At 66.7% G+C, this 13,929-nt stretch carries 12 protein-coding genes and 1 pseudogene; 2 read left to right on the top strand and 11 right to left on the bottom strand.

Annotated features, from left to right (window positions below; translation table 11 throughout):
- Positions 1 to 4 precede the first annotated feature (4 nt).
- The 5 genes and pseudogenes from tnpC to ACZ50Q_RS08730 all read right to left on the bottom strand — a co-directional run.
- Positions 5 to 1,197: pseudogene (gene tnpC / locus ACZ50Q_RS08710) on the bottom strand (IS66 family transposase); the annotation flags it as partial.
- A 63-nt stretch (positions 1,198 to 1,260) separates the two neighbouring features.
- Positions 1,261 to 1,509, bottom strand: coding sequence for an IS66 family insertion sequence element accessory protein TnpB (gene tnpB / locus ACZ50Q_RS08715; protein WP_464081211.1), 249 nt, complete (start codon positions 1,507 to 1,509; stop codon positions 1,261 to 1,263).
- Positions 1,510 to 2,489: 980 nt separating this feature from the next.
- On the bottom strand, positions 2,490 to 2,765 hold the full coding sequence (locus ACZ50Q_RS08720; protein WP_464081212.1) for a type II toxin-antitoxin system HicB family antitoxin: 276 nt from the start codon (positions 2,763 to 2,765) through the stop codon (positions 2,490 to 2,492).
- A gap of 238 nt (positions 2,766 to 3,003) precedes the next feature.
- Positions 3,004 to 4,290 carry a hypothetical protein gene (locus ACZ50Q_RS08725; RefSeq protein WP_464081213.1) on the bottom strand — a complete coding sequence of 429 codons (1,287 nt, stop codon included), beginning with the start codon at positions 4,288 to 4,290 and terminating at the stop codon, positions 3,004 to 3,006.
- Positions 4,291 to 4,369: 79 nt separating this feature from the next.
- Entirely contained in the window at positions 4,370 to 5,359 is a 990-nt protein-coding gene (locus ACZ50Q_RS08730) for a Bug family tripartite tricarboxylate transporter substrate binding protein (protein WP_464081214.1), read from the bottom strand.
- A gap of 142 nt (positions 5,360 to 5,501) precedes the next feature.
- Here ACZ50Q_RS08730 and ACZ50Q_RS08735 point away from each other — a divergent pair, with 142 nt between their 5' ends.
- Positions 5,502 to 6,413, top strand: coding sequence for a LysR substrate-binding domain-containing protein (locus tag ACZ50Q_RS08735; RefSeq protein ID WP_464081215.1), 912 nt, complete (start codon positions 5,502 to 5,504; stop codon positions 6,411 to 6,413).
- 51 nt (positions 6,414 to 6,464) lie between these two features.
- Here ACZ50Q_RS08735 and ACZ50Q_RS08740 read toward each other — a convergent pair whose 3' ends face one another.
- The 6 genes from ACZ50Q_RS08740 to ACZ50Q_RS08765 all read right to left on the bottom strand — a co-directional run bounded on the left by ACZ50Q_RS08740 (position 6,465) and on the right by ACZ50Q_RS08765 (position 12,792).
- Entirely contained in the window at positions 6,465 to 7,367 is a 903-nt protein-coding gene (locus tag ACZ50Q_RS08740; RefSeq protein WP_464081216.1) for a LysR family transcriptional regulator, read from the bottom strand.
- A 168-nt stretch (positions 7,368 to 7,535) separates the two neighbouring features.
- Positions 7,536 to 8,501, bottom strand: coding sequence for an XdhC family protein (locus ACZ50Q_RS08745; protein WP_464081217.1), 966 nt, complete (start codon positions 8,499 to 8,501; stop codon positions 7,536 to 7,538).
- 65 nt (positions 8,502 to 8,566) lie between these two features.
- Positions 8,567 to 10,858 carry a xanthine dehydrogenase family protein molybdopterin-binding subunit gene (locus ACZ50Q_RS08750; protein ID WP_464081218.1) on the bottom strand — a complete coding sequence of 764 codons (2,292 nt, stop codon included), beginning with the start codon at positions 10,856 to 10,858 and terminating at the stop codon, positions 8,567 to 8,569.
- Complete coding sequence (locus ACZ50Q_RS08755; RefSeq protein WP_464081219.1) at positions 10,855 to 11,328, bottom strand: (2Fe-2S)-binding protein; 474 nt, start codon at positions 11,326 to 11,328, stop codon at positions 10,855 to 10,857. Before ACZ50Q_RS08755 ends, ACZ50Q_RS08750 begins: the two co-directional genes overlap by 4 nt.
- Positions 11,329 to 11,519: 191 nt before the next feature.
- Positions 11,520 to 12,197 (bottom strand): carboxymuconolactone decarboxylase family protein, encoded by a 678-nt coding sequence (locus ACZ50Q_RS08760; protein WP_464081220.1) that lies wholly within the window; start codon positions 12,195 to 12,197, stop codon positions 11,520 to 11,522.
- A 97-nt stretch (positions 12,198 to 12,294) separates the two neighbouring features.
- Complete coding sequence (locus ACZ50Q_RS08765) at positions 12,295 to 12,792, bottom strand: (R)-mandelonitrile lyase (protein ID WP_464081221.1); 498 nt, start codon at positions 12,790 to 12,792, stop codon at positions 12,295 to 12,297.
- Positions 12,793 to 12,974: 182 nt separating this feature from the next.
- On the opposite strand from ACZ50Q_RS08765, the gene ACZ50Q_RS08770 reads away from it, so the two are divergent.
- Positions 12,975 to 13,901, top strand: a complete 927-nt coding sequence (locus ACZ50Q_RS08770) for a LysR family transcriptional regulator (protein ID WP_464081222.1) — start codon at positions 12,975 to 12,977, stop codon at positions 13,899 to 13,901.
- Positions 13,902 to 13,929: the final 28 nt, after the last annotated feature.

Raw genomic sequence — 13,929 nt, forward strand, 5'->3', positions numbered from 1 at the left:
CGGTGATCGGCTCGGCGCGTTCCTGCCGCAACGGCCTGCGCTCGTTGGCTGGCAGGTCGGCTACGTCCCGCTCCGCGCCTTAGAGCGCGCCGAACAGCTCCAGCGCCTCTCCGGCGATCTGGCTGTGGTGGTTTGCATGCAGGTCATGGAACTTGCGCCTGGCGTGCGCCATGCAGCCAAGTGCCGGGATGCCGGCAGCGAAGCCGGCCTTGTAGCCGGCATAATCGTCGTCACCAGCTTGCCGCGCCAGTCTTGCAGGAACGTGCGGCAGTGCTCGCGGGCCCGGCTTGGCGCGAAGTCGTAGAGCACCGCGCGCAGGCTGTCGAACGAAGGTCGGTGTTTATGCCCACAAGTAGGCTCGGTGCGTCTTGCGCGCGCCCGGATTGAGCATCTGCACTGGCGTCTCGTCGGCATGCAGCACGGGTTTGCCCAGCACATCGGCCTTGAGCGCATCGACCACCGGCTGCAACCGCAGCCCGCACATGCTGACCCACTCGCCCAGCGTCGAGCGCGGCAGCGCCAGGCCGGCGCGCGCAAAGATGCCTTCCTGGCGGTATAGCGGCAGGTGGTCGGCGAACTTGGCCGCCAGTACCTGCGCCCGAGTGCCGTCGTCAGGATGCCCTTGTCGATGACCTGCGCGGGCACGGGCGCCTGCGTGAGCGTCTCGCAGTGCTCGCACACCCATTTGCCGCGGATGTGGCGCTCGCCCGTAAAGACGTCCGGCAGGTAATCCAGCTTCTCGCTGACGTCCTCGCCGATGCGTTTCAAGCCGCAGCCGCAGCGGCACGTCGTTGACGCCGGTTCGTGGTGGAGCTCGGTGCGCGGCAACTCGGGCGGCAGCCTCATGCGAAGCGGCGCTTGCGGCGCCGCAGGCGGGGTGGAGACCGCTACGCGCAGCGCGTTGACTTCCTCTTCGATGGCCGCCAAGTCGGCATCCATCGTCTCTTCCAGAAGCCTTGCCTGCGCCGGGTTCAGTTGCTCGCTGCGCTTGCCGTAGCGCCAGCGCTTGTACAGCGCCAGTTTCTGCATGAGCTGGTCGATGTGCGTCTGTTTGAAGTGCAGTACTCGATCCCGCTCGGCGACCACCGCGTCGTGCGCCGCTATCTGGGCGTCACGCGTGGCCACCTCGCCCATCAGGCGTTCGGCCAACGCGCGCAGCTGCTGCGCGTCGAGGTGATCCAGGGATGCGGTACTCATGGCCGACAGTAGGCCGCAGGGCTCGCAGCGGCGGTATTGGCGTCTTGCCGGATTTGTCCGGCGCTACAACACCGAGATCACGCCTGCCGCGCCCACATGCGGCCAGGGCAGGCACAGCACCAGCGCCAGCCACTGCTCGCTGTCGACCGCGACGTGTGGGCCACGCAGCGCATCGGCCCACACGAACTTGCCGCGGTTCAGCCGGCGCGCGGCCAGCCACACGCCGATCCCGTCATGCTCCAGCACCTTCATGCGGTTGGCGCGCCGGTTTGCGAAGCAATGGGCGTGGTGCGGACGGGCCAAACCGAACACGGCTACCATCCGGGACAACGCCGTTGCCTGCACGCATGTCCAGCGGCTCGGTGGCCAGCCAGATCGCATCGACACGGATCACCGCAGCCAGTCGCGTAACCAGGCTACGCTCGCGCCGGCCTCACTCACGGGCTATTGCACAGCCGCTTGCACAGGACCGAGCGACAACCGTGTCTCGATGTGACGGCCTGGCGAGGGCAGCGCTGGCAATGCGACCGGCACGAACGCCGGCGCTACTGGTGGCTGCCGGTCAGCCTGGCGAATCCATTTGTGCACGAAGTTTTCATTCACGCCGTGCGACAGCGCCACGCCAGCAATGGATGTTCCGGGCCGGCCGCACTAAGCGACGTCTGCGCCTTCAGCGCCTTCTGATAAGACCGGCGCTTAGGCACCGGTGCTAATTCTGTGTTGGACATGGTGTCCGCCTAAAGTGGTGGACACTATCGGGGACAACTTCGGCGCTCAATATGGGTTTGCCGGGCGCTTACGCACGAGCAACGCTGGGGCCGAGTCATCAATGTGGGCAGCGTTGTGGGCAAGGCGCCTTTAGCCGGCGGCGCCGTCGAGACTCCAAGCTTGGGGTCTAAGTGGCAAAGCGCTGTCGAACGTGTATCCTATCGCTTCGATCCCAAGCATGCAGCTGATTGCATGCTTGCGCTGGAGAGAAGTCTTTTTTAATTCAATAACTTGCGTGGCATGAGGCGGGCGTTTAGCCTTCCGCACCTAATATAAGGGTTCGAGCCCCTCCTGCCGCGCCAGAATAACCATAAAAATCAACTCATCGACCCGAAGCGGATCCATACGGACGCTGAGTGCGACGCGAGGCGAGAGGACCGACCTGGCGGAGGCCCTCGACAGAGTGCGCCGCGTTGATCGATTTCACCTACTCCCTCGGGGCCGACAATCTAGCGTCGTCGGCACTGCGGCGAAAGTTCACGCACGCGACTATGTTTACGGTTGCGCCGAGCTAAACCGCTGGGTCAAGGGACGACTCGATCTATTCCATTTAGCACGAGGATCTTCGCCTCGACGCTGGCCGGCAAGCTGACCAAAACCTCTGCACCTTCCGGTGCGGACGCTTCAGGTACGGCACGGCCGTCTTCAAAATAAAAATCCATGGCCGTTAGAAGCGCGTCGGCGGCCATTTTCTCGGCTTCTTCCCGGGTATCGGCGCCTGTAAGCGCTTCGGAGATATCTCGGAAGGACACCATAAAGCCATCCCCATCAGCTTCGATCTTTGCGGGGTATTGCAACATAGTGGTAATGCTCCAGTGTCAGTGCGGTGAGTAGTCGGTCTTGTAGAGGCCCCGCACGGGGCTCCCGGTTACTTCAAACCTGACTGCTTCAATATTGATTGCCTGAGACCTTCACCTAACAGTCGAATTCTCGAAGCCGCAGACCATCATCCCCCTGCCGGAGCAGAAGGTCAGCAGCTTCCGCTGGAGCAGCTCGGAAATCGGACCTTTCCCGGGCGCGCCCAACTTGCCGGTCATTTCAAACCTCAGCCCCCCTCCCGACAATGGGCGTCACATCCAGCACATACATCTGCCGTTCGCCCTCATGCACGGAGTCGATGCAGACCTGCGTGCCGTCGCGGCTCCAGCGCGGATGCAGGTCGCAGCGGTTTTCCTTGGACAGGTGGGGATCTGCGTAGAAGCTGCCCAGCGCGTGGCGCTGTCCGGTCTCCATGTCGTAGAGGAACAGGATGCGTTCGTGCGTGGCGGCGTCCGGATAGGTGTCGCTCAGCAGCCAGCGCGTGTTCACCGGCGAGAAGGTCATGTGGCCGTTCTCCGTGAGCACGCCGGCGCCTACGACCTGGACTGCGCCGTCAGGCGCGTCTTCATAGAGGTGATAGTGGATGCGGCCGGCATGCGGCCCCCACACGATGATCGTATGGTCGTCGCGCCATAGCGGATGCGAGATCTGGTATTCGGACTTCTCGTAGTCGAAGGTGCCGACCGCAGCCGGGTCGAAGTCGTCGGCCAGTTGCGGCAGCGGATGATCAGAGCATTCCAGCAGGCGCATATCGCTGCCGTCCGCGTTCATGGTGATCAGGCGGTGGAGAAAGCAGGTTTCGTCTTCCACGCGTTCGGTCCAGCGGTGCAGGAACAGGATGCGGCTGGACGAGGGATTGACCTCGATGTGGCTGACCCAGTGGATGGCGCGCGCCATCGAATCGCGCGGATGGAAGTTGCGCAGGTCGGCGTAGCTGACCAGCAGGCGGTGCGCGCCGCTTTCCAGATCCATGCGATGGATGCCGTCGTCGACCGGGGCGTTGGCGACGGGGCCGGGGGCAAGCTCGCTGTAGCCGATGGTCTGGTGCGTGATGTAGAGGCGGCGGTAGTCCACGCACAGGGCATAGCGGCTGTTCGGAGCCGCCACGTAAATGGGCATTGGCAGGTATCTCGTCTGGCCGGTGGCGACATTGTGTACGGCGGATCGAAAGCCGGGATACACGCCATTGTCATCGTCGCTGCGGCAGTTGTAGATCATCTGCGGGTCGCGCTCGCCGTCCAGCCATTGCAGCTGGCAGCCCATTTGCCAGTTCCAGGCGGTGGTGCTGCCCACGGCATGGTAGCGGTCGCCGTCCTGCAGGTCGAAGTAGCCCACTTCGGCCCTCAGCAAGGGCGTCAGCCGTGCATCCTTGAAGGGGGTGCGGTTGGCCAGCAGGTAGCGGCCATCGCGGTGCCAGACCGTCTTGTTGTAGTAGCCGAAGAAGTGGTGATGGGGCGCGTCGGCCAGGCGGCGGCAGGCGATGGGGGTGGCAAGCATGCGGTTCATGTGTGGCTGTGCGGCAGAAAGACGGAAAGAAGACAGGTCGAACGCAACAGGGCGGCGCAGGCGCCGCCCCGTCGAAGGTTCAACCCGCGGTGATGTGTTCGCTTTCGATGACTTTGTTCCAGCGGGCGCGCTCGCGCTCCACGAATTCGCGCGCGTCGGCGGGGCTGTTGCCCACGGGTGTCATGCCCAGGCGTTCCAGGCCCGCGCGGAACGCGGGGTCGGCGTAGACGCGGCGCAGGTCTGCGCTGATCTTCTCGATCAGCGCGTCAGGGACGTCCTTGCTGGCGGCCAGCGTGGTCCATGACGTGACGGTGAGGCCGGGCAGGCCGGCTTCGGCGGCGGTGGGCACATCGGGAAGGGCTGGGGAGCGGGCGGTGCCGGTGATGGCCAGGGCTTTCAGCTTCTTGGCCTGGATGTAGCCGATGGTGGTCGGCACGTTCTCGAACAGAAGCTGGATCTGGCCGCCCAGCAGGTCGTTGGTGGCGGCGGAACTGCCGCGGTAGGGGATGTGTACGATGGGCACTTGAGCAGACATCTTGTAGAGCTCGCCGACCATGTGCACCGACGATCCGACGCCGGCCGAGCCGAAGTGCAGCGTTTCGGGCTTGGCGCGGGCCAGGGCGGTGAGCTCGGCCAGCGTGTTGGCTTCCAGCCCGGGGTTGGCCACCACCACATGCGGCATTTCGGCCACGATGGTGATGAGCTTCAGGTCTTGGGCGGGCTGGTAGTTGAGGTGCTTGTAGACCCCGTAGGTGGCGTGCAACCCGATCGAGCCGAGCAGCAGGGAGTAGCCGTCCGGACCGGAGTCGGCCACGAACTTGCCGCCGATGTGGCCGCCGGCGCCCGGGCGGTTTTCCACCACCACCGGTTGACCATAGAGTTTGCCCAGGTGTTCGGCCAGCAGACGGCCCTGGATGTCGGAGCTTCCCCCCGCAGTGAAGGGCACGATGATGCGCACGGGCCGGTCAGGATAGTTGGCCTGCGCCTGCGCGGCCAGCGGCAGCGAGGCGGCGGTCAAGCCCACGCACAGCGTCTGAAGGAATTGGTGCCAGTAGCGGCGAAGGTTCATGTGGTTTCCCCTGAAAGGTTTGGGCGGTGCGCAGGGCGCATCTGGCGGCGCCCTTGGAAAAACCAGTGTAGGAGTCCACAAGTATTTGAAAAAATTCTTTTTTCAACATAGGCTATGCAGTATTGCTATACATTGCCTTGCCATGAGCCGACCCCTGAATTTCCGCCAGATCGAAGCCTTCCACGCGGTCATGGTGGCCGGCACGACCACCGGCGCGGCGCAGATGCTGCGCACGACCCAGCCTTCGGTAAGCCGCCTGCTGGCGCAGGTGCAGCAGGCCAGCGGCCTGAAGCTTTTCGACATGGAACGGGGACGGCTGCGGCCCACGCGCGAGGCCAAGGACCTGTTCGACACGGTGCAGCGGCACTTCGTGGGCCTGGAGCGCATCGAGGACCGCGTGGCGGCCATGCGGCGCAGCGGCAGCGGCGTGTTGCGGCTGGCCTGCACGCCGGCGCTCGGCCTGGGCGCGCTGCCTGGCGCGGTCGAAGCCTTCGCGCAGCGCTATCCCGACGTGCACATCAACATGCAGACCGTGGGCAGCCAGTATCTGCGCGAGGGGCTGTTGCATGGCACTTACGATGTGGTGGTCACCACGGCCACGCTGGACGGCGCGCAGTTGCACATGCAGGCTTTGCACGAGAGCGCGGCCGTCTGTGTAATGCGGCCGGACCATCCATTGGCCGCGCAGCCTTCCGTCGGCATCATGGACCTGGACGCGCGCCGACTGCTGGTGCTGAATGCGGACGATGACGTCTATCTGCAGTTGCGCGGCGCCATGCAGGAACATCGCGTGCAGCCGGCCTCGGAAATCGAGACCACGTATTCATCGACCATTTGCGCACTGGCGGCGGCGGGGAGCGGGCTGGGCGTGGTCAATCCCTACATTGCCGCCGTGTTCGCGGACCGCCTGACGATACTCCCGTTCACGCCGCGCCTGCCGGTCCGCGTCAGCATGGCCTATCCCGCGCAGACCGCGCCGTCGTTGGTGACGGAGGCGTTCGTGGACATTCTTGAGCGCGAATTCCAGGCGCTGCCCAGCACTGGCAGCGTGTGAGTACCCGCTGCGGCGTCCGGGCTCGCGCATAAGTTCGCTTGCGCGCGCCCTTCATCCCCGCGGCTTGCTCACCCGCAACGCGCTCACCACCAGCGAAAACGCCGGCGACGGCTGTCTGCGGCTGGGGTAGTAGAGGTGATATCCCTCGAAACTGGGACACCAATCCTCCAGCACCCTAACCAGCCGGCCATCGGCCAGGTACGGCATCAATTCATCGTCCGGCAGCAGCGCCAGTCCCAGCCCGGCCAGCGCCGCGTCGATCTGTGGCTGGGTCGTATTGAAGATCAACGGTCCGTCCACGCGGACGTTGACCTGTTTGCCGCGGCGTTCAAAGTCCCAGACGTACAGCCCGCCCGAACTTTGCATCCGCTGGTTGATGCAGGCGTGCTGCATGAGGTCCTGCGGCACCTTCGGAATGGGCCGCGACATGAAATAGTCCGGCGACCCGACCACCGCCAGGCGCATGGGCGGCCCGATGGGGACGGCGATCATGTCCTTGTCGATGGTCTTGCCCATGCGCACGCCCGCGTCGAAGCGGTCGGCGACGATGTCCCGGAATCCGTAGTTCACGTCGAATTCGAGCTTGATGTCCGGATACTCGCGCATCAGCGGCGTGAGCTTGGGCAGCAGGATGCTGTGCAGGACGTAGTCGCCGCAAGTGATGCGCACGGTGCCCGCTGGCTTGTCGCGCAGTTCGGTCAGTTCATCCAGTTCCGCCTCGATTTCATCGAAGCGGTTGCCGATGGCATTGAGCAGCCGCTCGCCCGCGGCGGTGGGCGATACGCTGCGCGTGGTGCGGGTGAGCAGCCGGATGCGCAGGCGCGCTTCCAGGCCGCTGACGGACTGGCTCAGCGCCGATTGGGTGACGCCCAGCAGGGACGCGGCACGGGTGAAGCTGCCTTCGCGCGCCACCGTGACGAAGTAGAGGAGGTCGTTGAGGTTGCGTCGGGCCATGGGCGGGGTCGGGGAATTGATTAGGCAATCTTATAGAGGTTCTAAGCATTGATCAGCTAGTCGGCGTCCAGGCGATTTGCCAAGATAGCCGGCATGACTACCCCGATTTCCGGACCTGATCGCATGCGCGTATCGAAGCCCTCCGGGACTGATCCGCCCCGTCTGCCGCTACCCCGTATTCACCCCGTTCTTCACGGCCAGCAGTTGCGCCATCACGCTGACGGCGATCTCGGCGGGCGTCTTGCTGCCGATGTACAGGCCGACCGGCGAATGCAGGCGCGACAGGGATTCGTCCGTTTCGTCGAAGTGTTCGATGAAGCGCTGCCGCCGGCTGGCGGCGTTGCGGCGTGAGCCGATGGCGCCGACGTAGAAGGCGGGGCTGTGCAGCGCTTCCAGCAGGGCCATGTCGTCGAGCTTGGGGTCGTGGCTGAGCGCCACGATGCAGGTCCGCGAGTCGGGCCGCAGGGCGCGTACCGCGTCGTCGGGCATCTCGGTGGTGAAGGCCACGCCGTCCACGGACCAGGCGCCCCGGTGTTCAATGCGGGGATCGCATACCGTCACGGCGAAGTCGTTGAACAACGCCATCGTGGCGACATATTCGGCCAGCGATCCGGCGCCGATCAGCAGCAGCCGGTACTGCGGGCCCAGCGTGCTGGAGAGGGTGGCGCCGTCGAAATGCAGGCTTTCAGGCGCCGACGCCGCGCTCAGGGTCACGGCGCCGGTGGCGCAGTCGACCGTGCGCTGCACGAGCTGGCCGGATTCCAGCCGGTGGACCAGCGCATCGAGCGCCTCGAGTTCAGGGGCGAATTCCAGCAGCAGTTCCAGCGTTCCGCCGCAGGGCAGCCCGAATCGGTGCGCCTCATCGGCCGTCACGCCGTAGCGGACCAGTTCGGGCGCCGATTCCGGAATGGCGCCGTCGCCGTAGGCGCGCGTGTAGCGGTGGACCAGGTCGTCTTCGATGCAGCCGCCCGACACGGATCCGACGCAACGGCCGTCCTCGCGCAGCGCCATCATGGAGCCAAGCGGGCGGGGCGACGAGCCCCAGGTCTTGACCACAGTGGCCAGCATCAGGCGATGCCCGGCAACCAGCCAGTCTCGCGCGGCGCGCAGCACGCGCACGTCAACGCTTTCCATGGGCGTGCTCCTGGCGGGGGCGGCGGGGGGGCGGTTCACGATGAGGCATACGCACGGGCTCCGGGCTAGGCGACCTTGCGCACCGGCAGGCTGCGCACGCGCTTGCCCGTGGCGGCGAAGATGGCGTTGCACAGCGCGGGCGCGACGGGCGGGACCGGCGGCTCGCCGACGCCGCCCGGCGGCAGCGCGTGGTCGTCGTTGACCAGGTGCGTGCGGATCACGCGCGGCGAGGCGTTGTGGCGCAGGACTTCGTAGTCGTGGAAGTTGCTCTGCGTCACGCGGCCTTTTTCGAAGGTGATTTCGCTGGTCAGCGCCAGGCTCAGGCCCATGATGGCGCCGCCTTCCATCTGCGCGCGGATGCGCTCCGGGTTGATCTGCGGACCGCAATCCATGGCCATGTCGACGGCCACGACGCGCACCTCGCCCTTGTCGTCGACCGCCACTTCGACGACGGTGGCCGTGTAGCTCATGAAGCTGTAGCAGAAGGCCAGCCCCAGTCCGTGTCCCTTGGGCAGCGTGCGGCCCCATCCGGCGCCTTTGCACGCGGCTTCGATCACGCCGCGCAGGCGGCCGGTGTCGTAGGGGTAGCGTTCGGGCGATTCGGTGTAGTTCCAGGTGTCGGCCAGGGCGCCCGGATCGATCTGGCGGGCCGGGCCGATGAGATCGAGCGCGAACGCCTGGGGATCCTTGCCCGCGCGGTGCGCCAGTTCGTCAATGAAGCACTGGGCCGCGAAGGCGTGCGGGATATTGGCGACCGACCGGAACCAGCCGATGCGGGCATGGGCCTCGACTTCGGCGGTTTCCACGCGCACGTTCGGGATGCGGTAGGGCATGTTGATCGCCGACATGGCGGATTCGAACATCTGCTGGCCCTTGGCGCCTTCGGCGAAGAGCGAGGCAATGGTGGGCGCGGCGCTGCGATGCAGCCAGGACTGCACCTGCCCCTGCGGGTCGATGACTGCTTCCAGGCGTTCGACCGACACGGTGTGCAGGTAGTCGTGACGGATGTCGTCCTCGCGCGTCCAGACCAGCTTGACCGGCGTGCCTTCGGGCATGGCGCGGGCGATGATGGCGGCTTCGTCCACGAAGTCGGGCTTGGACTTGCGGCCAAAGCCGCCTCCCAGCAGCAGCACGTTGACCTTGACGTTGGCAGGTTCGAGCTTGAGGCGGGCCGCCACGGCGTCGCGGGCCGCAATCGGGTTCTGGATGGACGTCCAGACCTCCGCGCCATTGCCCTTGATCTGCACGGTGGCGACCGGGGGCTCCATCGAGGCGTGGGCCAGGTGCGGCACGTAGTATTCGGCGGCCAGGCGCTGGGCGTCGGGCGCCTTGGCCCAGGCCTGCGCGGCGTCGCCCTGGTTGCGCATTGTCTTGCCCGGCGCGCGCGCCGCCGCCTGCAGCGTCTGGCGGTAGGCGGCCGAGTCGTAGGCGGCGTTCGGGCCGTCGTCCCATTCGATCTGCAACGCATCGCGGCCCTGGCGGGCGGCCCAGGTATTGCGCGCGACGACGGCCACGCCGCCCAGCGGCTGGAAGGCCGGCGCGCCTTGCATGGCGGGGATCTCCACGACCTTCAGCACGCCGGGCACGGCGAGCGCCTTGGCGCTGTCCACGCGGCGCACCCGTCCGCCCACCACGGGCGGACGCGCGACCACCGCATACACCATGCCGGGCAGCCGCATGTCCATGCCGTAGGTGGCCTGGCCTTTGCCGATGGCTTCCAGGTCGACGAGGCGGACCTGTTCCTTGCCGATGTACCGGAACTCGGACCGGGCCTTCAGCTTGAGGGCGTCGCCGGCCGGCACGGGCTGTTTGGCGGCGTCGACGGCCAGGTCGCCATACGACAGGCGGCGCCCCGTGGGCAGGTGCAGCACCTCATGCTGCTCGGCCTTGACCTCGCCGACGGGCACGGACCAGCGCGCGGCCGCGGTCGCTTCCAGCATCTGCCGGGCCGCCGCGCCCACGCGCCGCATCGGCATCAGGAAGTGGCGCATGCTGCGCGAGCCGTCCACGTTCTGGTTGCCGTAGCGCGCCTCGTCGGCGGGCGCCTGGATGACCTGCACCCGCTCCCAGCGCGCCTCCATTTCGTCGGCCACCACCATGGGCAGGCTGGTGCGCACGCCCGTGCCCATCTCGGCGCGGTGCGCCACGATGGTGACGGCGCCATCGGCGGCGATGCTGACGAAGACGAGCGGATCGTCCACGGTGCCGCCGGGCATGCTGTCGGCGCCGTACTTGCGGGCCTCGGCCTGCGCGGCCGCGGCTGTCGTGATCCACCCCTTTGCCGTCACGGCCAGGGTGAGGGCGCCCAGGCTGCCCTGCAGAAAGGCGCGTCGTGAAAAGTGAGCGGCGGCGGTCATTGCTTGGCTCCCTGGGCGAGTTGGCGGGCGGCCTGCTGGATGGCGGCGAGGATGCGCGGATACGTACCGCAGCGGCAGATATTGCCGCTCATCGCGTCCGCGATCTCCTGCTCGGTCGGCTGCGGCGCGGCCTTCAAGAGACTAACCGCCGTCATGATCTGCCCCGCCTGGCAGTAGCCGCATTGCGCGACATTCTGGGTGATCCAGGCTTGCTGCACGGCCCGGCCGACCGGGTCCGCCTCCATGCCCTCGATCGTCGAGATCTGGCGGCCCGTGGCGACCGACACAGGCGTCAGGCAGGAGCGCACCGGCGCGCCGTCCATGTGCACCGTACAGGCGCCGCACATCGCCATCCCGCAGCCGAACTTGGTGCCGGTCATGCCGAGCTCGTCGCGCAGCACCCACAGGAGCGGCATCTCGTCTGGGACGTTGACGTCCTGGGTCGAGCCATTGATTTGCAATTGCGTCATGGAGGAGTCCTGGGGAGGGCATGACAGTCGCTGCCGTGCCGCGGGTGGTGGGATCGGACGCATGGCGTCCAGAGTCCGGAATTTTGCCCAAAAAATCCCCGGAGGATTCATTAGGCCGGCTTATAAGCCTTTTAAGGGCCCATTATCCCCGGGAAAAACGGCCCGCCGGGCCGCATCGGCCGGGCCAGCCTTCACCTGCCGGACGAGCCCTGCAAGTGCCGGTCCAGCGCTTCGGTCGCGCGTTGCGCCGATTGCGGATCGACGCGCGCATGCAGCACGTCCGCAAGCTGGCGCAGTTGCGGCGCCGTCAGGCCGACGTTCATGCTGATCCGCATGTGCGCCTGCAGTTGCGATGCCACGCCAGGCAACGCGGACAGCATGCTGACCGTGGCGATCTCGCGGCTATGCCAATCCAGGTTGTCGCGCTCGAAGATATCGCCAAAGAGGTGGGTGCGCAGGTATTCGTTCGCCACGGGCGCGAAATCGAACAAGGGGCCCTGCACCGGCCCGCCGCTCAGCCGGGTCTGGTTGGCCGTGCCGGCGGCCAGCAGGGCGTCGCCCTGCGGTATCGGGCGGCTGGGCGCGGATCCCGGCGCATCCTCGATACCGCGCTGCTTGCGCTCGTCCAACACCTTCATCAGCGCGGTCAGCGCATTGAGGCTGCGCGGAAAGCCCGCATAGGCATAGAGCTGCACCAGCACTTCCTTGGCGTTGCTCACCGTCAAACCGGCGTCCAGGCCCTGGTCGAGCGCGATGTCGAGCCGCGCCATGTCGCCGGCCGCCGCGAGGGCCGCGATGGGCACGATGGCCGCCTGGCGGGCGGAGAGCGAGTCGGTGGCGCCCGGTGCGGGCTGTGTCTTGTCTGTCATCGTTGCCGTTCCTTGTGCGTGGGCCGGGTGCGCGAGTGCCGCCGCCAATCCCAGCGCCGCAGCCAGTGCGCCGGCGCGAAATGGCATCTTGCGCCGTTCAGCGCGCGTTGTATTGTTCATCGCTGACCTTCTCCATCCAGGTGACGTTCTTTCCGTCCACCGACGGCGTGACGGCCAGGTGGGTCATTGCCGTGCCGGGCGCGGCGCCGTGCCAGTGCTTCACGCCGGGCGGGCAGTGGATCACGTCACCCGGGCGGATCACCTGCACGGGCTTGTTCCACTCCTGGGTCAGCCCGACCCCCGACGTCACCACGAGGCGCTGGCCGGCCGGGTGCGTGTGCCAGGCCGAGCGTGCGCCGGGCTCGAAGGTGACGAAGGCGCCCGAGGCGTTGACGTCTTTGTCGGCCGGCCAGACGGGGTCGATGCGCGCGCGGCCGGTGAAGTAATCATCGGGACCGGCAATGGCCGCCTGCTCGCCCGCGCGCGTGATCTGCTGGCCGTCCAGGTCTGCGTTGACCGGCGGTTGGGCGGCGCCTGCCGCCGCCGTCTGGGCGAGCGCGGCGCAGACCGCGAACTTGCTGATGTCTTTCTTCATGCTGTTCAACCTTGGTTTGATTGGCGGGGGCGGGCGCACACCGCCTCGCATCGCGAGTCCGCCCGCGCGGATTCACAGTGCGGATTTGTCCCGGAAAGGGCGCCACCCTTGGCACTGTATGATCGAGCCGATTAGTTGAGAAGATTGCAAAATGCGCATGCGCTAGTGCAAAAGATTCACCAATGTCCAAAGAAAACCTCAATGACCTGCAGGCCTTCGTGGCCGTCGCGCAGGCGCGCAGCTTCACGCGGGCCGCGGCCCAGCTTGGCTTGTCACGGTCGGCGCTCAGCCACGCCATGCTGGCGCTGGAGGCGCGGCTGGGCGTGCGCCTGCTCACGCGCACCACGCGCAGCGTGTCGCCCACCGACGCGGGCGTGCGGCTGCTGGGCGTGCTGGCACCGCGCCTGAGCGAAATTCAGCAGGAGCTGGAGTCCTTGACGGCGATGCGCGACAAGCCGGCGGGGACGGTGCGGATCACGGCGCATGACCATGCCATCGTGACAGCCCTCTGGCCGCGCCTTCTGCCCCTGTTGCGGCAGTATCCCGACGTGCGGATCGAGTTCAGCGTGGATTACGCGATGACCGACATCGCGGCGCAGCAGTTCGACGCGGGGGTGCGGGTGGGAAACCGCGTGGACAAGGACATGATCGCCGTGCGCATCGCGCCTGACCTGCGCATGGCGGTCGCCGCGGCGCCCGGCTATCTGGCCGGCAGGACGTTGCCGGCCACGCCGCAGGAATTGACCGAGCACTGCTGCGTCAACCTGAGGCTGCCCACGCACGGCGGGTTGTATGCGTGGGACTTCGAAAAGGACGGGCGCAAGCTGAGCGTGCGCGTCGACGGGCAGACGGTGTTCAACAACACCTTCCTGATGCTGCAGGCGGCCCTGGATGGCATGGGTCTGGCCTATGTGCCCTACGACCTGGTGCAGCCGCACTTCGATGCGGGCCGGCTGGCGCCCGTGCTGCAGGACTGGTGGCCCGTGTTTCCCGGATACCACCTGTACTACGCGAATCGCCGGCAGATCTCACCGGCGCTGGCCCTGGTGATCGAGGCGCTGCGGATGCGGCGGGACCCGGGACGAAACGGCAAGGCGGACGACGCCTGACAGCCGCCAGCCGGTGGCCCCGGGGCGG

It is taken from the genome of Achromobacter sp. T5-5 (genome assembly GCF_055397965.1).